The sequence below is a fragment of the Enterobacter sp. BWH64 genome (genome assembly GCF_001037645.1).
In the GTDB taxonomy this organism is placed as follows: domain Bacteria; phylum Pseudomonadota; class Gammaproteobacteria; order Enterobacterales; family Enterobacteriaceae; genus Enterobacter; species Enterobacter hormaechei_C.
Window position 1 is genome coordinate 4,427,168 of record NZ_KQ089922.1, and the last position, 23,952, is coordinate 4,451,119.

Sequence of the window (23,952 nt, forward strand, 5' to 3'; positions counted from 1 at the left end):
GCTCTATTCATCCTTTTCAAAAAAGCGGACAGCATCTGCATAAAAATCTCTCTCAAGCATCAGAAAATCCCTGTCAGCCTGAGGAGCATTATTTCGCACGGCAATCTCCAGAAGGTTGTCATAATGAGCCATCCTGCGTTTCCACACGGGAACAGAATCAGCTCCGGCCAGCATGTTCTCACATCCCGGATTGCAGGACGCTGACTGAACAACCGCCTTAAACTCGCAGTCATGGCCATTCATGCAATAAAAACCGTTTCCAAGAGATACCAGTTTTTGCCCGCCTCGTTTAGCCATGCTCATCGCTTTTTTCAGTGTAGGAAACGTCATCTGATGTAAGTGCCCACCTCTCTGGGACATCAGTAACTTCCCGCCTTCGCCATAAAGCAGGCCTTCATGCTGATAAGAAACAGCCCTGGAAGCTGAGAGTTCGGTATCAACCCTTTCAATCTCGGCAGCGAATGCCTGAGGGATCGCCCGGCTAAAATGCGAAGCGTTGAGTGCACCGGACATATACCACTCCGTCATGCCTCTGATTAAGTGCTTAAACTGCCGGATAAGATCATTAGTAGAAATCAGATCAAGACGCCTGAGGTGTACAGCAAGTGAACGGCGAAACTGATGGGTTCGCAATGGCCAGAAAGCCCCCTCCCGAATCTCCATCGCAACGCGTTCATCATCACGTATGTTTGGATTTAAAAGCCTGAACTCATCAATATGGTCACGTCGGATGAACAGATGGTGTCTTTTCACAAATTTCTTTGCCCACTCAGTCTGGCGCTGCGTCCCCATAAAAGAGAGTTTTTGCTCCGAGAACCACGACCTGATATTTAAAGACAATGGAACATTGTCCAGCGTCTTCCCGTCCAGGCCTGTCATGATTTGATTAATTCTGCGTAAATGCTGAAAAGGCTTTTCCACATAGCGACAAACAACCCAGTCTTCGTGACTTCCACCTTCCGGGGCGAACTTATGCAACACCGAACGAAGTCCCAGGATATCACCATCATAAATCAGTGAACCGTGCATCACGCCAAGCACTTCGCTGTGTCTCATCCCCGACATGGCCTGTATCACATTCATGACTTTTAACGTCAGCTCAAAATGCCAGGTGTTCAGCTTTATGTGATCAACGCCAATAAAATCAGATCTCCAGCGCTTATTTTTATGTACCGAGAACCAGCCCTGCATCCCGGGGCCAAGTGTCGCGAAAAGCGCCCGAATTTCCCCGGCAACAATATTGTAGTAATACGCGGCCCGGTAATCCGGTATGCTTTTTGCTGTCCCTCTTTTACGGGCTTCCAGCATCGACGTATAGTAAGGCGAATCATAAAAACCGTTTATGATAGCGCACAGCCGGGAAAACCCGTCAAAATCGAAATCACTGATTTCAGCATCCAGTTCAGTAATCAGCCCTTCCCAGACAGACATCATAAGACTGAAAGGCATACAATATGTCTGGTTTGAATCATCCACACTGTTGTAACTGTCGAAGCTAATATCAGGAAAGTAACCGTATTTTCGAAGACGGGTATGACCTGTCAGCGAGATATCCGCCAGGTCCATAAAGTAATTACGTAATGTTCTTTCAGAACGCTTCCTGCCGTGCTCATCCTCCTCCTTCATCTTTACAATGAAAGCATTCCGGACAAGCGGAAAACGAAGCTGAAACAGACTGCGATACCCCATAGACTCAATAATACGGGCTCCCGCCACAATGTTTGCACATTTCCGGATCAGTGACTGCGTCTTCGCGGTCCTGCCGACAATCCAGAGCAGGCTGGCTGAGATGATTTTGGCTTCAAGACGCAGTTCAGGATCCCGTATGCCTGAAAAATTAACGGTTCTTAACGTTTCACCAATATGGGTTCTGACATAGCGATTGGTCCAGACATCATCCCTGAAATAAATATTCAGCGTCTCCTCATTGATAAAACGCATATCATGTTCATCTGAGCTGGCGATAACCAGGCAGTTATTCAGACGTTCAAAGCTTTTGTTTTCTAGTGCCTCACAGATGATATCCTCAGTCGGAAACTCATCCCCTGAACGAAGCGGCGTTCCGGCAGGAAACTCCGCCATTCGACTACGGCTTACCTCTTTTTTCTTCAAATCTGCCATACCGGAGCCACACCTTCTCGCTGAAGTTTAACGCGCGCTTTTTTCAGGGTCGCCTCATCTACCAGCCCAAGCCGTAAATCAATCTTCAGGAGTAACGTTTCATAACGCTCCACAGCATTGACCGAACCGATGTACAACGGTTTTCCATACTCGATAGCATGCCTGAATGACAGCAGGAGCCATACAGACTCCAGCGTTTCCACAACGCAACTTTTTGAACATTCGACACAATGAGAAAAATCCGCACAAGCCTTTGGTGTCCGGCCAAATCGTTTTTGCTTTTTTATAAAGCGCAATTCAATATCTGTAGGCGGCTCCTGCGATCGACATCCCAGGCCATTCAATAAAAGATCCACACCCTCATCGCTTCCACGCAGATCGATCCCCAGCTCATCAGCAACTTTTACCCGCTCGGATAACGCACGTGTCGCAATCCCCTGATTCATAAGCGTATCAAGTGCAGCACTGAAGTTTTCCTTCGCCCCCTGTGGGTTACCTGCAGCATAATTCCGCCTGTAAGTGCCCCAGTTATGCTGTGCTTTTTCCGCCGTAATCAGACCATTCTTTAATGTTCTGTCCGTATACTGCTCAGACGTTTTGCGCAAGCCAGAAACGGTAATTGATGGAAGCGAGGGATTAAGCTGCCGCATCGTGGCCCACGCCCCCTCAGAGTTAGAAAATTTAGTCAGATGACTGGGATTAAGAGAATAAAGCTTACGGAATTTCACCTGCGGCTCACTCAGAAACAGCGCCTGTACCGGAGGGAAGTTATCTGCGGAAACCAGATAGTTAACGATGTCGTCCCTGAGCCTGATAAAAGACAGAAACCAGTAATAGCCCGCACGTTTGGTCACATACTCCGATTTACCTATCGTCAGACGTATATACTTATTCGCTCTCCCCTTATAAACATAATCAGTGCTGATACCCTTTTCATCCAGATGTATATCATCCCGCGTCAGACCCAGAACCTGAGAGGTGTTTCCCCATGTGTGGTAACAGAACAGAAAAAAAGAAGTAAGAAAGTAATTTTCCAGAACGTCCCTGATGATGATCTCTGCCCTGCTGACCCCGTTCTCTCCCGGATACCGGAAATACGCTTCATAAACAGGTGCCAGCAAAGACGGTGAGAAATGCCGCACCCCTTTTTCCGATTTAGCGATATGCTCCCGGATACATCCCGCAAGGAACTCATTCATGGATGACAACTGCCTCAGGATCTCGGAAAGTTCATTCCTGGTATAGCTATCCCTTCCCTGCTGCTGATACGTTCCTTTCGGTAAGAATTCATATTCATACCGCCTCTGAATCTGCCCGCCCGTAAGCAAAAACCGGTTGACCACGGACAAGTAGTGTCTTGCCATCCTGACTGAAATTTTTCGCCGACGAATATCGTTCATGAGATGTTTAATATACATTTCAACGCCTTCAGCCGTGCCATAGTCATACTGATTGACTGACTGCCATATAAAAAACATATTGAGATAACGGAAAATGGTTAACCTTCCGGCGGGACGGTAAGACAGAAGAAATCGTTTCAGAGAGGCAATAAAATCGCGTTTTTCAGGGCGGGCAAGATGCGAATGTTCACTAAACCATCCGGGGAGCAACACATAATCTGAAAAATGAGCCTGAAGATAAACGTCAAGTAAATAATATCGGTTCAGATCCCGCTGAGTGATGTGTCCGCTGACCGTCTCCCATGACAGCACATTTTCGGCCATCCACGTTATCTGCGTTTCACTCCGGCTCATATATGGCTCCATCGCGACCTGCAGCACCGTCAATCAATGCGTCCATGACCCCGGCGACTGCATCAGAAATCTGGTTTTGCTGAAGAAAGACGATGTATTTCATCGTCGTATTTTCGCTTTTATGGCCCATCCAGTATTTTACTGTACCCAGCGCATTTGCGGCCTGATCGGGATAGCAACTCAGTGCCGAGCGTAAAAAATGGGTCGCAAACGTTGCCCGCAAATCATGGGGTTTATGTCTGAACACATTTCCCGGAGCAGACCGGGCCAGGCGATGGCGAAAACTGTACCAGCGGGAGTAAAAGGCTTTTTCAGACATCCGTTTCCCGTTTGCCATTAAAAATAAAGGCTCGTGCCGCCCTTCCCCACCCTGTCGTGCACGCCATTTTTGGATCTTCTTTTCATACTCCTCATCCGCCAGATAATCCAGAACCTGCTCGTACAATCGTCTGGTGATGAAGAGTTCTCGCGTCATCCCAAACTTCGTATGAACTCCGCATCTCGGACCAATATGAAGCCCCCTGATGGTCAACTCAGATACAGGGACACTGGCAAGGTACTCTTCAGTAAAGAGTGACGACGGCAGGGTCAGCATTTCATCCAGCCGTAGCCCACAATTTTTCATCAGCACAATCATTAAACTGAACAACCCGGACTCAGATTTCAGTGCCTCATCCAGGATATGAACCTCTGCATCATTCAGTGGGTTGATTGTCCTTTTTGTTGTGCTGGTTATCCTGATGGCAAGATCCGAACTTATCACCTTGCGTCGCCCGTCAACGACTTTTTCGACCAACGTAAAAAATGAGCTGGCAGCCAGCTCACCACACTTGCCCAGAAATACGTAAAACCGTCGGATAACGCTGATGTACACCGCCGCGGTGGATGAGGCGATGCGCCCCTGCCTTACGGCCCCCAGAAGATACTCCCTGAAGCCATATGTAGGGCTTTGGTATTTCAACGTTCCCGGGGTGAAAGGGTCAAGTCCGTTATCCTCCAGCCACCTTATCCAGCGTAAAAATGCCCGGGCTAAAGGCTTTAAATCCCTGGCCTGCAGGATAGCTTTATCCATAAGATAAAAGTGTACATATCGGCTCAGTTTTCGATTCTGGATGCCGCTAATATAAGGTATTTCAGCATACAGAAATCCGGGTTCAAATTTCAGTTTCGGCTCTGTTGCATCCAGTTTGCTGACACGCCCATAACGCGCATGAATGTTAGTGATTATCCTCACAGTCTGTCGCCCTGAAACGCCACCTCATGCCTACACTATAAATCCGGAAGAAGAAAAAACAAACAACCAGGTTGCCGGGAGTGAATATGCAAATCAGGAGGAAAGTAAAAGATGTAACGACACCATCACGATGCAATACATTGACCTCAACACGTTACCCGGACCATACGTGATAAACATCACAAATCCTTTGAGTGAAGAACTTAAGATGTGATTTTCATTTCCCGGCACAAACCGTGCCCTTAAAAAACAGGCAACGGATACATCTTAATGCCAGAAGTAAACCTTAATTGATTGAATACAGCCTGAGTCCATTGCAAAAATAACACACAGGGTAAATTCGCATATACAGAACCCAACGAAAAGCAAAAGAAACCTGTAACACATTTCGTTTACCTGTCACTTTCAATTGTAAAAGCCAGCAGAAAAAGCGCATATAACTATATTTATCCCTGCGGGGACTTTTGTTTGTGCTATATATTTTTTACAGAGAACCGCAACGCGTCCAAACACAAGAATATATTTACCTCTGGAAAATGGTCTGACTCCCTTTCACGTGGTTGTAGTGACCTGTTCTGTGATTCATGTAATGTCTTTTCTGGATGAGGAAAATATGTCATCACTGATATTTTATACAGACGAAGCACAAGCACTGATTGTAACAGATACCCTTGCCGTCACCGATAATGGGGAGCCGTTATCTTTTGTTTCCAAAGCAGGTTACATCCCCCAGCTAAGAACCATCATAGCAGGAACGGGGGCAGGTGGATTTTCTAACACCTGGTTGCTTGAAGCATCAACCAGAATGGTCGTATCAGGTATACAAAATCTCAATTATCATACATCGGCCTGTCTAAGGAGGCTGTGGAAACAATACAAGCATGACCATGCAATTCCCTCTTCTTCAACGGTGACAACCAGTGTTTATCAGTTCGCAATTTGCGAGGAAACAGGAAATATCGTTTCGTTCGCCTATCGCTCAGTCCATGATTTCGAATCAGAGCAATTACAATACGGAACAGGAGTAAAACCTGAGTGCCAAATCTTGGATGGGGATTTGTTGCAGACAATTCCTGTAATGATGAATGAACAAAGGGCTATACAGGCGACATACCCACACCCGGAACGGATCCATATTGGCGGTGAGATGATTGCGCATTATCTGACATCATCTATGTATCAATGCTTTAAGATTGGGGAATTTGAGGATTTCAGAACTCAGGGAGAGTATATATTGAGCAGGATTTAGGCAAAACGCGGTTCAGATAAAGTGCTTTTAACAGGCTTGCTGAACATTAAAAGGATATCTCTCAATTACGATGAATAGCTTGAATTCTAAAAATAGAAAAGTAGAGTTTAACTCTAAATACATAAAAACAAGAGTAAATGAGCACCCGCCGAAGCAGCCGCGCATGATGTTGATTGAGAAACGGATCATCTCGTACGCCGGAATACGGCTGTTGCCATATGACGGATGCGGCACACGCTTGTACGGCAGAGCAAAGACGCTGTCCATCTCTTCGGTAGAGAGCGGGATCGCCGGTGGGTTAACCCAGATATAGCGCTCGCCGTGCTTTTGCATCAGCGCTCGCGCGCAGCCGGGGTTGGTTTCATGGTGTAAGATGCGCGATGCGTGGGCGTAGAGTACTTTATCGCTTTTTACTTTTTCGTAAGACGGCAGCAGCACATAGGTTTTTTCCCACGGCTTCGGACGCGGCGGCTGCACCACCACGGCCTTTGCTTCCGCTTTCTTCGGCTCAACCGGTTTGTTATCCGCGCACGGCAGATCGTCACCGTAGGGATGCGGGATAGGGTCGATTTTGCCCGGCATATCGATAATGCGGGAATCCACCCCGCTCCAGCCCGGCAGCGCCTCTTTCACCATGATCGCGGTGTTGCGCACGTCGCGGATCTCGCTGACCGGTTCACCCTGCGCCAGGCGATGCGCCACCTCCACCAGCGGACGCTCGCCGTTGCCGAAGATCAGCATGTCGGCTTTCGAATCCACCAGCACCGAACGGCGCACGGTATCAGACCAGTAGTCGTAGTGTGCGGTGCGGCGCAGGCTCGCCTCGATGCCGCCCAGGATCACCGGCACGTCTTTCCATGCTTCTTTGCATCGCTGGGTGTAGACGAGGGTCGCGCGATCGGGACGTTTACCCGCCACGTTGTCAGCCGTGTAAGCGTCGTCATGGCGCAGCTTACGGTCGGCGGTATAGCGGTTGATCATCGAGTCCATGTTGCCCGCGGTCACGCCGAAGAACAGGTTAGGCTTGCCCAGACGCATAAAGTCGTCTTTGCTGTTCCAGTCAGGCTGGGAGATGATCCCCACGCGGAAGCCCTGGGCTTCAAGCATACGGCCACAGATCGCCATGCCAAAGCTCGGGTGATCGACATACGCATCGCCCGTCACCAGAATGATATCGCAGCTGTCCCAGCCCAGTTGATCCATCTCTTCCCGGGACATCGGCAGGAACGGCGCCGGTCCAAAGCAGGCTGCCCAGTACTGGGGCCAGGAGAAGAGGTCGCGATCCGGCTGGATCAGGGAAATAGCGCTCATAATGCTTCCGAAGAAAAAATAGACAAAAGGAGCGGGATTATACGCTGGTTTACCGGGGGAAATGAAGGGGTATTGTGCGGGCTGTTGCCCTCACCCCAACCCTCTCCCACAGGGAGAGGGAGAAAGCGTTTTATGGTGCCGGATTCACCAGCATCTGCCCTACCGATCCCCTGTCCATCATCTCCAGCGTCTGGCTGTGGAACAGGAACGGGAAGTGCGGCCAGGAAGGCTGGCCGTAGTAGACGAGCAGTTCGACCTGGCCATCCACCCAGACGGTATCTTTCCAGCCCCTGTCTTCCGGGAACGGCATCGCCCCGTTGACGTTGCGGATCAGGAATGACACCCCTTCAATATGGAACGACTGCGGCATCTCCGAGCGGACGGTCCAGCGCTCCCATGTTCCCTGTTGGGCGGTGATATCAATGCGGTTTACGTCCCACAGCGAACCGTTGATGCCCGGATCGTCGCCAAGGCTGATATCGCGACTGCGTACTGCCGGGCCGGTCACAATCTCCTGCGGCAGCAGGCGCATCGGCAGGCTGTCGGTCACCAGCGGCAACAGGCCGGTCGGGCGCAGCGTCAGCACCAGCGTGGAGACCAGAACGCTCGACGGTTCAAAGAAGCCACGAATACGGTCAACAATGCTTGCCGCTTCGCCGCAGGTCACGGACACTTCATCCCCGTTGGTCATATCCACGAGGATCTCACGACGTTCGCCCGGCGCCAGCGCCAGCTGTTTTACCGACACCGGCGCAGGTAATAACCCCTGATCGCCTGAAATCACGTGCAGCGCGCGGCCGTCGCTCATCTGCAACTGGTAGCGGCGCGAGTTAGAGGCATTCAGCAGACGCAGGCGCACCCAGCCACGAGACACTTCGACATACGGGCTTTGCGCGCCGTTAACCAGCAGCGTATCGCCCACAAAACCACCGCTGCCCGGCTCGCTGTACTCCGGCGTGCCGAAGTTATCCAGCCGCTTGTCCTGAATAATGATCGGGAAATCATCAACGCCGTAGTGATTCGGGATCGGCAGCGTTTTGCTGACCTCATCTTCAATCAGCCACATTCCGGCCAGGCCGTTGTAGACCTGCTGGGCGGTGCGGTTCGGGGTGTTGGCGTGATACCACAATGTCGCCGCGCTCTGACGAATCGGGAGGACGGGCGCCCAGTCGGCATTCGGCGACATCATGCGTGCCGCGCCGCCAATCAGCGGCCCCGGCACCTGCAAACCACTGACGGTCATCGCGACATTTTCCGTCGTACGGTTACTGTAGATGAGCTTAACGTCATCGCCATTCCACACGCGAATGGTCGGCCCGAGGTAGCGTCCGTTAATGCCCCATACCTGCGCGCGCGTTCCCTGGGTAAAGGACCAGTGGCTACGCTGAAGCGTGAGGAATAGCGGCTGCCCGCGACGGGATTCAATCAACGGCGGAATAGGCAGCGGCTGTTGCTGCCCGGCGGCGCTGGCTGTCCGCGGCATCGCACCCGCACAAAGGGCGATACCCGAAGCCTGAATAAACTGACGCCGACTGAGTGACATATAAGCTCCATCTGAAACGACTAACAACGCGGGAATTCGTTTTCCCTTACACGACACCGGGTCAAATCTTACCGGCGGCTTCTCGCTCTGCAACTTCTTTATCGAGCTGCGCAATATGCTGAGCCATCAGCTCGCGGCAGTGCGTGGCCAGCTCGCGCACCTGGTCTTTACCGTATTTTGAGGTATCTACCGGCGGCAGCATTTCGACAATGACCAGTCCGTTATTCAGACGGTTAAGATTAATCTTATTCGATGTATTGGAAACACACACGGGAATAATTGGAACGCCTGCCGCAATTGCAGCATGAAACGCGCCGGTCTTAAACGGCAGCAGGCCGCGACCACGGCTGCGCGTCCCTTCCGGGAACATCCAGATGGAAATCCGGCGCTTTTTAAACTGATCCACCACTTCCGCAATGGTGCCATGCGCTTTGGCGCGGTTGTTACGGTCAATCAGTAAGTTACCGGTGAGCCAGTACAGCTGACCGAAAAACGGGATCCACAGCAGGCTTTTTTTACCCACGGTTACGGTCGGCGGAAGAACAATATTTGAGGCCGTCACCATATCGTAGTTGTTCTGATGGTTAGCGATATAGATGGCGTTACCGAAATTCTCCGCCCCTTCAGGCAGACGCTTTTCAACCTTCAGGCCAAACAGCGGCGCAAGACGACCAAACATGTGGCCAAACGTCGCGACATGCTTTGGGTTACGCGGGCTGAACAGGCAATAAATCGATCCGAAAATACAGACCAGAATGCAATAAATAACGGTAAGAATGAGACGAACAATGTATAGCATAGCGACCTCTGAAGCCCTGACAGCTGACAATTATACTTCACCTGTGGCCAGGTAAGGACTTTATTACGAGCGCGTATTGTTAATCGCAACGCACGAATTAACAACGTTTTTACGGGAAATTTTATGGTAATTCCCCCTCCGGAAAGAGGGGGGATGAAACAGGTTACTCTTCGCTGTCGTCCGCTTTGCTGCGCGCCGGCGAGTCGATCTCCACGCGGTCGATTCGCTGGAGGCCGCGCATCAGTGAGCCGCGACGTCCACGCTCACCCACCACCTTCTGCAACTCTTCCGGACGCAGTTTGATTTTACGCTTGCCGACATGAATGGTCAGCGTGCTCTGCGGCGGCAGCAGGAAGAGATGAGCGAGGCCATCGACGCCTTTTGCCGCTTCCGCTGACGGGATACTGATGATCTTGTTGCCCTTCCCTTTCGACAGCTCCGGCAGATCGCTGACCGGGAACATCAGCATGCGTCCGGCAGCGGTGATCGCCAGCAGCATGTCGCTTTCGTTCTCGATGATCAGCGGCGGCATGACGTGTGCGTTATCCGGCAGGCTAATCAGCGCCTTACCAGCACGGTTACGCGACACCAGATCGTTGAAGGTACAGATAAAGCCGTAGCCCGCATCAGACGCCATCAGCAGTTTTTGATCGTCGGCCTCCATCAGCATATGGTCCACCGTGGCGCCCGGCGGCAGCGTCAGCTTGCCGGTTAGCGGTTCGCCCTGGCCGCGCGCAGACGGCAGCGTGATCGGGTCGATGGCGTAGCTGCGGCCCGTGGAGTCGATGAACGCCACCGGCTGGTTACTCTTGCCCTTCACCGCCGCCTTGAAGCTGTCACCGGATTTGTAGCTCAGACCCGGCGCGTCGATATCGTGGCCTTTGGCGCTACGTACCCAGCCGCTCTGGGAAAGCACGATGGTCACCGGCTCGGAAGGCAGCATGTCGTGCTCGTTCATCGCCTTCGCCTCTTCGCGCTCGTGCAGCGGAGAACGACGGTCGTCGCCAAAGGCGTCGGCATCGGCCTGCAACTCTTTCTTCAGCAGGGTGTTCATCTTGCGCTCGGATGCCAGAATCGCCTGAAGCTGATCGCGCTCTTTTTCCAGCTCGTTCTGCTCGCCGCGGATCTTCATCTCTTCCAGTCTGGCGAGATGGCGCAATTTCAGTTCGAGGATCGCTTCGGCCTGGGTTTCGCTGATGCCAAAGCGCGACATCAGGGCAGGCTTGGGTTCGTCCTCGGTACGAATGATCTCGATCACTTCGTCAATGTTGAGGAACGCCACCAGCAAACCTTCGAGGATATGCAGGCGCTTAAGCACTTTCTCCAGACGATGGTTCAGACGACGGCGCACCGTATCGCGGCGGAAGGCCAGCCATTCGGTGAGGATCTCCAGCAGGTTTTTCACCGCCGGACGACCGTCCAGACCAATCATGTTCAGGTTGATGCGGTAGCTTTTTTCCAGATCGGTAGTGGCGAACAGGTGGTTCATCACCTGCTCCATGTCCACGCGGTTAGAGCGCGGCACGATCACCAGACGGGTCGGGTTTTCGTGGTCCGATTCGTCGCGCAGGTCGTCCACCATCGGCAGCTTTTTATTGCGCATCTGGGAGGCGATCTGCTCCAGCACCTTCGCACCGGACACCTGGTGCGGCAGCGCGGTGATCACCACGGCCCCGTCTTCTTTGGTCCACACCGCGCGCATGCGTACGGAGCCGCGGCCGTTCTGGTAGATTTTGCGGATTTCCGCACGCGAGGTGATGATCTCGGCTTCGGTCGGGTAGTCCGGCCCCTGCACGATATCCAGCAGATCGTCCAGAGAGGTTTTCGGCTGCTCAATCAGGGTGATGGCGGCTTTTGCCACTTCACGCAGGTTGTGCGGCGGAATGTCCGTCGCCATGCCCACGGCGATACCGGTCGTGCCGTTCAGCAGGATGTTCGGCAGACGCGCAGGCAGCATCTTCGGCTCCTGCATCGTACCGTCGAAGTTTGGCACCCAGTCGACCGTCCCCTGCCCCAGCTCGCCCAACAGCACTTCGGCATATTTAGACAGGCGGGATTCGGTATAACGCATTGCCGCGAAGGATTTCGGATCGTCCGGCGCCCCCCAGTTCCCCTGGCCATCCACCAGCGGATAGCGATAAGAGAACGGCTGGGCCATCAGCACCATCGCTTCATAGCAGGCGCTGTCGCCGTGCGGATGGTATTTACCCAGCACGTCGCCGACGGTACGGGCGGATTTCTTAAACTTGGCGGTAGCATTCAGTCCCAGTTCGGACATCGCATAGACGATGCGGCGCTGAACGGGCTTCAGGCCATCCCCGATAAACGGCAACGCCCTGTCCATGATGACGTACATGGAGTAGTTCAGGTAGGCGTTTTCCGTGAATTCATGTAGCGCGAGGCGCTCTGCCATATCGCTCATTACGTGTGATTCCTCAACTCAGAAACCGATGGGTTTCAGGCAATATTGCCGCAGATACTACCTCATCTGGCGAGTTGAGTCACAAAGAAAAAGGGCCGCATAAGCGGCCCTTTCCGGGTTATTTGTTCAGCTTGATAACCTGCTTCACGTCGATTTCAAACTCATTCCAGTCTTTATCGATTTTACCCTGGAGTTCGACTTTATCCTGGGGCGTCACCGTCACGCCGTTCCAGCGCTTGTGGTCGATCTCCACCACCACCGTGCCGCTCTCATCGCGGAAGGTGTAACGGTCATCGGACAGGCGCTCGGTAATGTTCCCGCGCAGCTTCACCCAGGCATCGTCCTTCAGGTCTTTCACTTTAGCCGCGGTGGTGAGGTTGGCGTTGTTATCGACAAAGCCACCCTGCTGGGTTTGCGTCTGGTTCTGTGTCGCAGATGGGCCAGAGAAGCCACCCTGTGCAGCAAAGACAGGGGCCGTGGTCATCATCATGATGGCAGCAATTGCAGCGAATTTTTTCATCTTTATCTCTCCCTTTAATGTCGTTTCACAATCCATTAAACAGGGTAAACCTTAACAACTTCTTAAGGGGAAAATTTATTTATTTTTACTGTACAGCAGGCGCTTGCAGAAGGTTTACTGACGGCATCAAGGAGGAAATATGCGCATTTTACTGGTAGAAGACGACAAGCTCATCGGCGACGGCATCAAAGCGGGCTTAAGCAAAATGGGCTTTAACGTGGACTGGTTTACCGACGGTAAAACCGGGCAGGCGGCCCTGTACACCGCGCCGTATGATGCCGTGGTGCTGGACCTGACGCTGCCAGAAATCGACGGGCTTGAGATCCTGCGCGCCTGGCGCGAAAGCGGTAAGAGCGAACCGGTGCTGATCCTGACCGCGCGGGATGCGCTGAATCAGCGCGTCGAAGGGTTACGCCTGGGGGCGGATGATTACCTGTGTAAGCCGTTCGCGCTGATTGAAGTGGCGGCCCGCCTTGAAGCGCTGGTGCGCCGCAGTCACGGGCAGGCGCGCAGCGAGCTGCGTCACGGCAAGGTCACGCTCGATCCGGCAAGCCTTGTCGCCACGCTGGAGGGCGAAACGCTGGTGCTCAAACCCAAAGAGTTCGCCCTGCTGGAGCTGCTGATGCGCAACGCGGGCCGCGTGCTGCCGCGCAAGACCATCGAGGAGAAACTCTACAACTGGGATGATGACGTCTCCAGCAACGCCGTCGAAGTCCACGTTCATCATTTACGCCGCAAGCTCGGCAGCGAATTTATCCGCACCGTGCACGGCATCGGTTATACCCTGGGTGACGCATGAAACTGACCCTACGCCTGAGCCTGAAGCTGCGCCTGACGCTCCTCTTTTTGTTGCTGTCCCTGGCGGCCTGGTTTGCCGCAAGCGTGGTGGCCTGGCACCAGACGACCGACAAGCTCGATAAGCTGTTCGATACCCAGCAGATGCTGTTTGCCAAACGGCTGCTGACGATGGACGTGGACGAACTCCGCGCCCCGGAACGCATGCGCGAGGTACCGAAAAAAGCCAAACACGGCCATCTGGACGACGATGCGCTGGCCTTCGCAATCTTCACCGCCGACGGCAGCATGGTGCTTAACGACGGCGAAAACGGGCGCGACATACCTTACCTCTACCGCCGGGACGGGTTTGATGACGGTCGCTTGCAGGATGACAACGACGAATGGCGTTTCCTGTGGCTGACTTCTCCGGACGGGAAATACCGCGTGGTGGTTGGCCAGGAGTGGGAGTACCGACAGGATATGGCGCTGGACGTGGTCAGCTCGCAGCTGACGCCGTGGCTGGTGGCGCTGCCCGTAATGCTACTGTTGCTGATTGTTCTGCTGAGCCGGGAACTGAAACCGCTGAAAAAACTGGCGCAGACCCTGCGCTCGCGCTCGCCGGATGCGACCGATACGCTGCCCACCCACGGCGTGCCGACGGAGGTTCGCCCGCTGCTTGATGCGCTTAACCATCTTTTCGCCCGTACGCAGGAGATGATGGCCCGCGAGCGCCGCTTCACCTCGGATGCCGCCCATGAGTTGCGCAGCCCGCTGGCCGCGCTGAAGGTGCAAACCGACGTGGCGCAGCTTTCCCTTGACGATCCCGGGGCGCAGTCTAAAGCGCTGGGGCAGCTGCATGCGGGCATCGACCGCGCCTCCCGGCTGGTGGACCAGCTTCTCACCCTGTCGCGCCTGGATTCACTGGATAATCTTGATGACGTCGAACCCGTGATGATGGCCGATTTGCTGCAATCCGCGGTGCTGGATATCTGGCATCCGGCGCAGCAGGCGGGCATTGATATTCGGCTCAACGTCAACGCGCCCGAGGTGATGCGTCACGGACAGCCGCTACTGCTGAGCCTTCTGGCGCGTAACCTGCTGGACAACGCCGTTCGTTACAGCCCGCGCGGCAGCGTGGTGGACGTGACGCTGCATACCCAAAGCTTTACCGTGCGCGACAACGGCCCGGGCATTTCTTCCGATGCGCTGGCGCGTCTCGGCGAGCGCTTTTATCGTCCACCGGGCCAGGACGCCACCGGCAGCGGTCTGGGGTTGTCTATCGTCAAGCGTATCGCGACGTTACATGGGATGAGCGTCTCGCTGGGCAATGCGCCGGAAGGGGGCTTTGAGGTGACCGTCAGCTGGTAGCCATTATTGCGCTGAGCGCAAAAGACTTTGCACATTTTGCTTATTTTTCCGCTCCGTCCTCGCGCGTAGAATACCCGGCATACTCTCAGCATCGAGGACAAATAATGAGCAATATTCTGATTATCAACGGCGCGAAAGAATTTGCGCACTCTAAAGGCCAGCTCAATGACACCCTGACCGAGGTCGCGGATGGTTTCCTGCGCGACGCCGGACATGATGTTAAGGTCGTGCGCGCGGACAGCGATTACGACGTGAAGGCCGAAGTGCAGAACTTCCTGTGGGCCGACGTGGTTATCTGGCAGATGCCGGGCTGGTGGATGGGCGCACCGTGGACCGTGAAAAAATACATGGACGATGTGTTTACCGAAGGTCACGGTTCGCTGTATGCCAGCGACGGTCGCACCCGCTCAGACGCGTCTAAAAAATACGGTTCCGGCGGCCTGATTCAGGGCAAGAAATACATGCTCTCCCTGACCTGGAATGCCCCGCTAGAAGCGTTCACTGAGCAAGATCAGTTCTTCGAAGGCGTGGGCGTAGACGGCGCGTATCTGCCGTTCCACAAGGCGAATCAGTTCCTGGGTATGGAGCCGCTGCCGACCTTTATCGTCAACGACGTGATTAAAATGCCGGACGTCCCGCGCTATATCGCAGAATATCGCAAGCATCTCGCGGAAATTTTTGCTTAACTGGTAGCCTGGAATTAGAAGGAGTTAATTATGCTTACCGTTATTGCTGAAATCCGTACGCGTCCTGGCCAACATCACCGCCAGGCGGTACTGGATGAGTTCGCGAAGATCATCCCGACCGTACTGAAAGAAGAAGGCTGCCACGGCTACGCGCCGATGGTGGACGCCGCCACCAGCGCAAGCTTTCAGGCGACCGCGCCAGACTCAATCATCATGGTTGAGCAGTGGGAAACCGTCGCGCACCTTGAAGCGCATTTGCAGACCGCGCATATGAAAGCGTGGAGCGACGCGGTGAAAGGGGACGTTCTGGAAACCCACATCCGTATTCTGGAGCAAGGGGTTTAAGTTCCGTGAAATTTGCCGGGTGGCACTGCGTTTACCCGGCCTTCAACTTCCCTCCCAGGCCCGGTAAGCGTTAACGCCGCCGGGCTTTTTTCATCACCTTAACATTCAACTGCTATGCTTATTCTGACTTCATGTTTAACAGGAGGATGGAATGGGACTTTTTAACTTCGTAAAAGAAGCAGGCGAAAAGCTGTGGGATAACCTGACCGATCATAAAGGTCAGGGCGACAAAATCACCGAGCACCTCAAGAAACTCAACATTCCCGGTTCCGATAAGGTTCAGGTTAACGTCACTGACGGCAAGGCCAGCGTGACGGGCGACGGGCTGACGCAGGAGCAGAAAGAAAAAATCCAGGTCGCCGTCGGCAACATCGCGGGCGTCAGCGAAGTGGAGAACAATATCACCGCGACAGATGCCAAAGATGAAGCCACCTACTATACGGTGAAATCCGGCGATACCCTGAGCGCAATCTCTAAAACCGTGTACGGCGATGCCAACCAGTACAATAAGATTTTTGAGGCTAACCGTCCAATGCTCTCCAGCCCGGATAAGATCTATCCCGGTCAGACGCTGCGTATTCCGAAAGCGTGATCGATAAGTCGGGGGTTACCCCCCGACTGTTTTTACCAGTACAGTTTCCAGCTCTGCGTAAAACGCACCAGTGCCTCAACGTAGAAGTAATCGCCCCAGCTCGCGCACTCATCCACGCCTTTATTGCTCGCCAGGTGATACACCGAGTGCTTAAGCAGCCCGTTGCCCTTCTCTTCTTTGCCCATCAGATAGTGCTTTGTCAGCGAGGACATAATCCCTTTCGCCCATTCGAGGTAACGTTCGCGATCCGGATCTGTGACCGGCAGATGTTTCACCAGCTCCAGCAGTCCACACACCGCAATTGCCGCCGAGGAAGAGTCACGCAGTGCGTCGGTGCCCACCAGCGCCAGATCCCAGTGGCAGACGTAGTCTTCCGGCAGGCGATTGAGGAAGTAGTTCGCCAGCCGTTTTGACAGGGCGATCATCGTTTCGTCGCCGGTATAGATATAGCTCAGCAGGAAACCGTAGATCCCCCACGCCTGCCCGCGCGACCAGCAGGAGTCGTCGGCGTAGCCCTGCTGGGTGTTGCCGTAGCGCGGTGCGCCGGTTGCCACATCCATATAGTAGGTGTGGAAGGTTGAGGCATCGTCACGAATGAGGTACTTCGCGGCCTGCATGACGTGCGCTTTTGCGGCGTCGGCAAAGCGCGGATCGCCCGTCTGCTCCGTTGCCCAGTAGAGCAGCGGCAGGTTCATGTTGCAGTCGATGATCATCCGCCCGGCCTGCTCCGGATCGGAGAGATCGCCCCACGCCTGGATGATTTTCGCCTTCTCGTGGAAGCGTTCCAGCAGGGCTTCCGCCGCCAGTAGCGAGAAGCCGCGCGCCTCGCGGTTTCCGGTCAGCCGCCACGCGGCTACGCAGGAGAGCGTGTAGAGGAAGCCTAAATCGTGGGTGTTGGTGTCGTTGCGCCCGGCGATGCGCAGGCCAAACGAGCGCACGTGTTTTTCCGCCATCGCGCGGAATTTTTCCTCGCCGCTCATCTCCCATGCCAGCCACAGCTGCCCGGTCCAGAAGCTGGTGGTCCACTCCACGTTGTCAGTCAGCGGATAAAAACCGTTCTGGCAGGTTTCCGCCGGGAATTTGTCGCCGAACTCCGTTAAATGACGGCTAATCAGGTCAAGAACGTGGCTGCGCGCCGAATTCAGTTCATCGCTGAATGCGCGGGAGTCAACGGGCGCAGCGATAACAGGCAGACGTTCTTTTTTGATACGACTTAACATATTTCGGTTCCTTCTTTGACGGCGTAATTTATCGTGTTGACGTTTCTGCTACGTTCAGCGCACGAGCCCCGCGCCATTTGCTCTGACAGGCGGATAACGTAAAAGCAGAAATAAGGGTAAAGGTCAGCGCCGTTGCGCCCATGATGATATAGGTGTGCTCAAAGCCAATACGGTCATACATATAGCCGGCAGGGGAAGAGACCACCACGTTGCCAACGTAGAGCATCGCCTGATAGCCGAGTAAATACATGGTGGCATTGACGCGCTTGTCGAAATGCTCGGCGATATATTTAAATACCGACACCAGCAGGAGACAAATTTCCAGACCGTACAGCGGCTTAAGTACTGAAATTAACAGGTGTGAATCACACATGCCGGAAATAATCAGACGCGCCCCAACCACCAGCCCGACAATTAACAGCCCGCGTTTGGCGCCAATAAAGTTCACAAACAGCGGGACCACCATATACATGACAAATTCCATGCCCGACTGTACGGTCCCGAGATAGCCGAATACGGCGTTGCCCTCATGAATATCATCGAAGAAGGTGACGAAATAGCGCGAGAATTGCTGCTCGGCGATAAACATCATCCATGCCACGCCCGCCACGTACAGGCAGAAGGCCCAGAATTTGCGGTTACGCAGCAGGGCGTAAACGTCGGACGGGGCAATTTTCTCTTTCGTCAGCACCTCGCCTGCGTGAGCGGAGTTAGTGTTCACTTTCAGGCTCAGCAGGACAATCAGCATCACCACCGACGCCACGCTGCCGAGAATAAAGTTATACGCCGGTGAGAGGTTGAACAGCAGGCCGGAGAAAGATGACGCCACCGCCCAGCCGAGCGATCCCCACATACGGATCTGCCCGAACTCCATGCCATTCAAACGGCTAAAGCGGTCGGAATAGGATTCACACGCCGCCACGCCCGCGTACCAGGCAAAGCTTAAATAGAGCGCGCCGATAATAATCCCCAGCAGGGTATTAGACATTAACAGCGGCTGGTAAACATAAATAAAGAATGGCGCCATCAGGGCCGACATGATCACCACAAAATAGAGCAGATATTTGCTCATGCCGATCTTATCGAGAATATAGCCGTAGATCGGCTTGAGAATAACGGAGAATATCCCGTTCACCGCAAAGACGGTTCCAATCACCGATCCGCTCAGGTTGGCTTTCTGACCGAGCCAGATCGCCAGCAGACCAATACTGGCAGACCAGGTAAAGAAATAGAGAAAGATAAAGCTGCTGATTTTGTAATATTCAGTTCTGTTGGTTGTCGATGTGCTTTTCATATCATCCTCGCCGGGGTGTAGGGCCAGATTTTTATAATGTGAACGACAGCTTACGTTCGCTTCCGGGTTCGCTAATCACGACCTGGTTATGGGTTATATTCAGCTGCGGCGTCGCCGCAGCGGGCTGTTTTCCGCCAGCCAGAACGGCGCAACAGAGCCAGCTTTCCCCTTGCGGGAGGTCAGCTTTTAACAGCGGAATGGAGGCACACTCCGCAAACATAATGCTGCTGTTCGGCGGCGTGACGATGCTGTCTGGCTGGCGATGAATGATCGGCGAAAGATCGACAATGACGCTGCTGCCGTTTTCAGCCAACAGATAACAACCGCGTTCGCGCACCTGGTGGGCGGTTTTCATCACCGCAAAGCCGCCCTCGACGGTTTGCAGAGTGCGCGCGCTGTTGATACGGTGCAGGCGCAGGTGCCACTCCCCGAACGGGATCTGCCAGGTCGCAATCTGCACGTCGCGCCACGGCGACCAGCGCGAGAAAATGTAATTTTCATCCACCCGAACCTCTTCGCACTCGCGACGTCCGCGGAAATAGTCATCTCCGTCCGCCAGCAGCAGCATGGAATCGCAGGCGGCATGCTTCAGGCCAAAACGCCCGCGCTCAAGGGTGAATCCGAAGCGGCTGGAGTAGGCAAATTTGGTGTATTTCGCTTCGGTGTTGACGTAGTTGTTCAGCTCCAGCTGACCGGCGGTGAGCATGACGACGTGCTGCGAATCTTTCGAATGCATCAGGATCTGCTGCGCATGCGGAATCACATGTTTTTCAGCAAGCGCGGGCAGCGGTTGTTCTTCCGCCTGCCAGAACGGGTATGCTTCCGGCAGCGCCAGGATCAGATAGGTTTTCAGCGCCCAGTACGGTGAACCGGGGGAGTTGTAATCCTCGCACATCGCCAGGTTCGGATACGCAAACCCCAGGGTAAGAATACCGTCGCGATCGACAATCGACTGCTGCTGCCACCAGCGCAGATGCCGCAGCACAATGCCCTTCACGATGCCCGGGGTGAAGACGTCCAGTTGAGAAAAGGCCACCGCGCTCCAGAAGGCAACCATGGCAAAGCGGTAGGTCAGGCTGCGGCCAAACGGCACCGAGGCGCCATCGGCGGCGGACCAGTAGATAAAGTCTTCCGCGAACAGACGCGAGCGCTCGCGCAGCACCTTCGCCCTCGCCTCGTCGTCACTCAGGGTGGCGTAAATCAGGCCGTAGAAATGGAAAGCCATGGAGATGTAGTAATCTTTCGGGCGGCCGGGACCGTCGGAATACCAGCCGTCGCCGAGGTAGTAGGCGTCCATCAGCGCAAAGCGGTGGTCAATGGCGGCCCGATCGTACGGCAGGCCGGCGCGCTTAAAGCCGAGCTGGACCATAATGGCAAAATAGTTCCAGTTGCTGTCCGGCATCTGCGCGTCGGTGATTTGGTTGAGCCACGCGTGCAGGTTCATCACCTCGCGCCCGGTAAAGTGCGCGGTGAGTTTATCCCCCAGCAGAGCGAGCCCCAGACCGTAGGCCGCCATCTCCACCAGACGCTGATCGTACGGGCCGGTTTCACCCCAGTAGCCGCTGCTTTGCGGGTCGGTACCAAGCTTAATGGCAGTAAGGTACTTCTCGCTGAACGGCGTACTTTCGCCAGATGCCATCAGCGGAAACAGCCCCCACAGCGCGCGAGAAAGTCCCTCCATCTGCGCAATATCCGCTGTGTAATGGGCGCAGGTGTCGCCCAGCGGGAATCGTGAACGGTTCGCCGGAAATTGCGTGTCCAGCGCCTGTAAAAGTGCATTCAACGACGCCACTACCTCCTGGCGTGAAGACAACGGATTTGATTTTTCTTTGTTTGCCGCCCACATCGGTTCGCCCTCGTAATCAACTGCGGCAAAGCATAGTGAATCCGCAAGGGGCAGAAATGTTAGCCATGTCACAGGCATGAACGATGAATAAACCTCCAGTTGAGAAAATTTAAAAAGGTGGTTTATAAAGACGATCAGACGGGAAAAAGTTGAGTTTTATTGCACTATGCGCGACACGCCGACATCCGACCTTCTGGAACTGATCGCCCTGAATGATACCGTGGCCTCGTTCAGCCGCCTGTTTGCCAATACGGTGCGCTACCATCACTGGCATCAGTGTCTGGAGATCCTCTATGTGGAAGAGGGCTTTGGCGTGGCGATTGTCGATAATCGTCACTACACCATGCGCCCCGGACGACTGTTTTTCTTCCCGCCTTTTACGCTGCACAAGGTCATGGTGGACGAACAGGCGGAGGCAATTTACCGCCGCACCATTATTCATCTCGACCAGCACGCGGTGCTGAAGATCCTGCGGGATTTTCCCCAGACCCGGCAGCGCCTGGAGCGGCTGTCACGCCGTGGCGGCGAAGCGTGGGTCGCCGATTTAGCCCACTGTCACCACCATATCGACCATCTGTTTAGCTGCTATAAACCGCCGATGAACGGCGAGAGCATCGCCAGCCTGCTGATCGGCCTGTTCGCGATGCTCCCCGACGATCGCGACGGTGAGCCGGGCAACAGCCAGGGGATCGCCAGCCAGGTAATGTTCTGGCTCGACGAGCATTATCAGGAGAAATTTCGTCTGGATGCGCTGGCCGAAGAGCTGGGTAAATCACGCAGTTATGTATCGCGAAGATTCCATGCGGAAACGGGCGAAAAAATTCACGACTACCTGAACACGCTAAGGTTGCGTAAGGCGTGCGAGTGTTTACTCCACACGGACTCGAGCGTGCGTGACATTGCCGCACAGGCGGGATTTTCCGACGTGACGTGGTTTATCAGCGCATTTAAAAAGGGGATTGGCGAGACGCCGTTGCAGTACAGGAAGAACCATCGTGCGGTTTGACGCCCTCACCCCAGCCCTCTCCCACGGGGAGAGGGGGAAGATCAACCGCTCTTTTTCCCCGGCTTTAATCCGCGGTGTAACTCGTTGATGCGCTTCATCGACTTGATGGTGCGCTGCGGCTCGGTGGAGGCGACGGACAGAATAATCATCTCCAGGCACAACAGCACCGTGCCGTGCAGCGGGATTTTGCCCTTCTCGCCGCCGCGCGGGACGTGGATCACTACGCTTGCCTCTTTGCTAAAGCGCGAGTCCGTGGCGTTGGTCAGCAAAATGGTGGGAATACCCAGGCGCTTCGCTTCGCGCAGCGTGGTCTGCCCCTCCCGGTGCGCGGATTTTTGCGCCATCATTACCAGCACGTCACCGCGCTGTAGGGCAATCAGCTGTTCGGCGAGGCCAATACCGGTGCGGTTGAGCGGGATCGCAGGCAGGCCTATACGGCTAAACAGTCGCGAGGTGTACTCAGCCAGAATGCCGGATGCGCCAATGCCAAAAATAGCGACCTGTCTCGCCTGCGCCAGCAGCGACACGGCCTGCGCCATCGCGTAGCGGTTGCCCGGTTCGGACAACACCGCGCAGGTGTGCTGATGGCCTTCCAGCACAAAATCGATGCTCGCGTCGACGTCGCTGGTAAGCGTGTTTACCGTGGTGGACATCTTCTCGCTGGAGGTGACCACCGGGCCAAACCACTGCTCCAGGGTCTGCTTGAGATCCCGCAGCCCGCCAAACCCAAGCGCCTGAATGGCACGCACCACGGTGGCGTCCGAGGTGTGTAGCACAGCGGCAATCTCCATTGCCGTCTGCTCCATAACCGCTTCACGATTTTCATTGATATAGCTCGCCACCTGCAGCAGACGCGGCGTCAGCTGGTGCGCCCGCGAGCGGAGGCGGTCGCCGTAGACATCAATTTTTCGGATCATTGTGCGGCCTCCGGCAGCGGACGGCCCGCTATCTGCGACTGCACCTGCGCGGCCATCAGCCCCAGCGAGGCAAATGAATTTGAGATCGCTTCCTCGCGGGAGATGAGCACGTAATGCCCGGTTCGGCAGGCGTTGAGAAACTGACACCAGCCCGGCATCACCGCATCCATCGCCGCCAGCTCGTCCTGCGGTTTTCCGCCGGTGTCCCCGCGCCAGGTGGCAAAGACAAAATCAGCATCCAGCTCCGGCAGGCGCTCGGCGCTGACGTCGATGCGCCCGCCCTCCGGGATGCTCTCAATCAGCGGCGGGAACCTAAACCCTGCGTCGCGCAGCACGCGCCCAAGCGAGTGATAGCTGTGCATGGCGTTGATTTTGCCCTGATTGGCCTGAATCACCGAGACGGTCAGTTTGCTCGTATCGATGGTCGCCTTTAGCGCCTCGATCTGCTCCTGATAGCGACGCTCCAGAATCTTCAGCCGCGCCTCTGTCCCGGTAAGCTGCGCCAGCTTGCGGTAGATCTCCGGCGCACCGCCGTCGAGGTGATCGATACTCACCGTCGGGGCAATTTTTTCCAGCTGTTCGACCGGCGTGTTGCGGGTCGGCTCGGTGATGATAAGATCCGGCTTCGCCGCGGCGATGGCTTCAATATCGATATCCGTGGTGCCGATGAATGTGATGTCGGAATTATCAAAATCGATGCCCGTCAGCATACCGCTGGAACGCAGAAAATGGCTGCCGTCCGGTCGGGTGCGGCCATGGCTGGCAACCGGCGGTACGCCAAGCTCGATCAGCGGAATGGTGATATCCAGGTCGTGCAGGGACACAATCCGCTTCGGGTTAACCGGCACCACCACGTTGCGGTTCAGGTCGTCAGTAAACGTCTGCGTTGGCTCTGCGGCTCCTACAGCAAAACCCACCAGCACCAGCATTGCAAAAAATACGCGCATT

The 23,952-nt window shown here is 54.7% G+C and carries 19 protein-coding genes and 1 pseudogene; 7 read left to right on the forward strand and 13 right to left on the reverse strand.

Going from position 1 to position 23,952, the window contains the following annotated elements; genetic code table 11:
- Positions 1-3: 3 nt before the first annotated feature.
- From SK50_RS21075 to SK50_RS21085, 3 genes are read right to left on the reverse strand one after another with little or no spacing between them, the layout of a single operon-like run.
- Positions 4-2,121 (reverse strand): hypothetical protein, encoded by a 2,118-nt coding sequence (locus SK50_RS21075; RefSeq protein ID WP_017384059.1) that lies wholly within the window; start codon positions 2,119-2,121, stop codon positions 4-6.
- The gene (locus SK50_RS21080; RefSeq protein WP_007897920.1) at positions 2,109-3,875 is read right to left on the reverse strand and encodes a hypothetical protein; all 1,767 of its coding nucleotides are present in this window, start codon (positions 3,873-3,875) and stop codon (positions 2,109-2,111) included. The genes SK50_RS21075 and SK50_RS21080 overlap by 13 nt, the downstream gene beginning before the upstream one ends.
- Positions 3,862-5,109 (reverse strand): tyrosine-type recombinase/integrase, encoded by a 1,248-nt coding sequence (locus SK50_RS21085; RefSeq protein WP_007897923.1) that lies wholly within the window; start codon positions 5,107-5,109, stop codon positions 3,862-3,864. The genes SK50_RS21080 and SK50_RS21085 overlap by 14 nt, the downstream gene beginning before the upstream one ends.
- Positions 5,110-5,698: 589 nt before the next feature.
- Here SK50_RS21085 and SK50_RS21090 point away from each other — a divergent pair.
- Positions 5,699-6,358, forward strand: coding sequence for a hypothetical protein (locus SK50_RS21090; RefSeq protein ID WP_223826471.1), 660 nt, complete (start codon positions 5,699-5,701; stop codon positions 6,356-6,358).
- A 135-nt stretch (positions 6,359-6,493) separates the two neighbouring features.
- Here the strand turns inward: SK50_RS21090 and SK50_RS21095 are convergent.
- From SK50_RS21095 to SK50_RS21115, 5 genes and pseudogenes are all read right to left on the reverse strand, one after another.
- A pseudogene (locus SK50_RS21095) lies at positions 6,494-7,669 on the reverse strand (YgiQ family radical SAM protein); the annotation flags it as partial.
- A 130-nt stretch (positions 7,670-7,799) separates the two neighbouring features.
- The gene (ftsP, locus tag SK50_RS21100) at positions 7,800-9,212 is read right to left on the reverse strand and encodes a cell division protein FtsP (RefSeq protein WP_017692665.1); all 1,413 of its coding nucleotides are present in this window, start codon (positions 9,210-9,212) and stop codon (positions 7,800-7,802) included.
- 61 nt (positions 9,213-9,273) lie between these two features.
- Positions 9,274-10,011 (reverse strand): 1-acylglycerol-3-phosphate O-acyltransferase, encoded by a 738-nt coding sequence (plsC, locus tag SK50_RS21105; RefSeq protein WP_003862497.1) that lies wholly within the window; start codon positions 10,009-10,011, stop codon positions 9,274-9,276.
- 163 nt (positions 10,012-10,174) lie between these two features.
- A complete protein-coding gene (parC, locus tag SK50_RS21110; RefSeq protein ID WP_015571873.1) occupies positions 10,175-12,433 on the reverse strand; it encodes a DNA topoisomerase IV subunit A in 2,259 nt (752 codons plus the stop codon).
- A 118-nt stretch (positions 12,434-12,551) separates the two neighbouring features.
- Positions 12,552-12,953 (reverse strand): YgiW/YdeI family stress tolerance OB fold protein, encoded by a 402-nt coding sequence (locus SK50_RS21115; RefSeq protein WP_003862501.1) that lies wholly within the window; start codon positions 12,951-12,953, stop codon positions 12,552-12,554.
- Between the two features lie 139 nt (positions 12,954-13,092).
- Here SK50_RS21115 and qseB point away from each other — a divergent pair, with 139 nt between their 5' ends.
- The 5 genes from qseB to lysM all read left to right on the forward strand — a co-directional run bounded on the left by qseB (position 13,093) and on the right by lysM (position 16,721).
- Complete coding sequence (qseB, locus tag SK50_RS21120; RefSeq protein ID WP_023295445.1) at positions 13,093-13,752, forward strand: quorum sensing response regulator transcription factor QseB; 660 nt, start codon at positions 13,093-13,095, stop codon at positions 13,750-13,752.
- Positions 13,749-15,098 carry a quorum sensing histidine kinase QseC gene (gene qseC, locus SK50_RS21125; protein WP_032655040.1) on the forward strand — a complete coding sequence of 450 codons (1,350 nt, stop codon included), beginning with the start codon at positions 13,749-13,751 and terminating at the stop codon, positions 15,096-15,098. The genes qseB and qseC overlap by 4 nt, the downstream gene beginning before the upstream one ends.
- A 104-nt stretch (positions 15,099-15,202) precedes the next feature.
- Positions 15,203-15,784, forward strand: a complete 582-nt coding sequence (locus SK50_RS21130) for an NAD(P)H-dependent oxidoreductase (protein ID WP_015571876.1) — start codon at positions 15,203-15,205, stop codon at positions 15,782-15,784.
- 30 nt (positions 15,785-15,814) lie between these two features.
- A complete protein-coding gene (locus tag SK50_RS21135; RefSeq protein WP_003862506.1) occupies positions 15,815-16,129 on the forward strand; it encodes a putative quinol monooxygenase in 315 nt (104 codons plus the stop codon).
- A gap of 151 nt (positions 16,130-16,280) precedes the next feature.
- Positions 16,281-16,721, forward strand: a complete 441-nt coding sequence (gene lysM, locus SK50_RS21140) for a peptidoglycan-binding protein LysM (RefSeq protein WP_014885249.1) — start codon at positions 16,281-16,283, stop codon at positions 16,719-16,721.
- A gap of 32 nt (positions 16,722-16,753) precedes the next feature.
- Here lysM and SK50_RS21145 read toward each other — a convergent pair whose 3' ends face one another.
- From SK50_RS21145 to SK50_RS21155, 3 genes are read right to left on the reverse strand one after another with little or no spacing between them, the layout of a single operon-like run.
- Positions 16,754-17,941: a glycoside hydrolase family 88 protein gene (locus tag SK50_RS21145; RefSeq protein WP_032619014.1), complete on the reverse strand. Its 1,188-nt coding sequence runs from the start codon at positions 17,939-17,941 to the stop codon at positions 16,754-16,756.
- Between the two features lie 28 nt (positions 17,942-17,969).
- A complete protein-coding gene (locus tag SK50_RS21150; RefSeq protein WP_015571880.1) occupies positions 17,970-19,235 on the reverse strand; it encodes an oligosaccharide MFS transporter in 1,266 nt (421 codons plus the stop codon).
- Positions 19,236-19,266: 31 nt separating this feature from the next.
- A complete protein-coding gene (locus SK50_RS21155; RefSeq protein ID WP_048229905.1) occupies positions 19,267-21,081 on the reverse strand; it encodes a DUF2264 domain-containing protein in 1,815 nt (604 codons plus the stop codon).
- Between the two features lie 166 nt (positions 21,082-21,247).
- Between SK50_RS21155 and SK50_RS21160 the strand changes: the two genes are divergently transcribed.
- Positions 21,248-22,087: an AraC family transcriptional regulator gene (locus SK50_RS21160; RefSeq protein ID WP_023295450.1), complete on the forward strand. Its 840-nt coding sequence runs from the start codon at positions 21,248-21,250 to the stop codon at positions 22,085-22,087.
- Between the two features lie 41 nt (positions 22,088-22,128).
- Here SK50_RS21160 and SK50_RS21165 read toward each other — a convergent pair whose 3' ends face one another.
- The gene (locus tag SK50_RS21165; protein WP_015571883.1) at positions 22,129-23,004 is read right to left on the reverse strand and encodes a MurR/RpiR family transcriptional regulator; all 876 of its coding nucleotides are present in this window, start codon (positions 23,002-23,004) and stop codon (positions 22,129-22,131) included.
- Positions 23,001-23,951 carry an iron-siderophore ABC transporter substrate-binding protein gene (locus SK50_RS21170; protein WP_045344005.1) on the reverse strand — a complete coding sequence of 317 codons (951 nt, stop codon included), beginning with the start codon at positions 23,949-23,951 and terminating at the stop codon, positions 23,001-23,003. The genes SK50_RS21165 and SK50_RS21170 overlap by 4 nt, the downstream gene beginning before the upstream one ends.
- Between the last annotated feature and the right edge of the window lies 1 nt (position 23,952).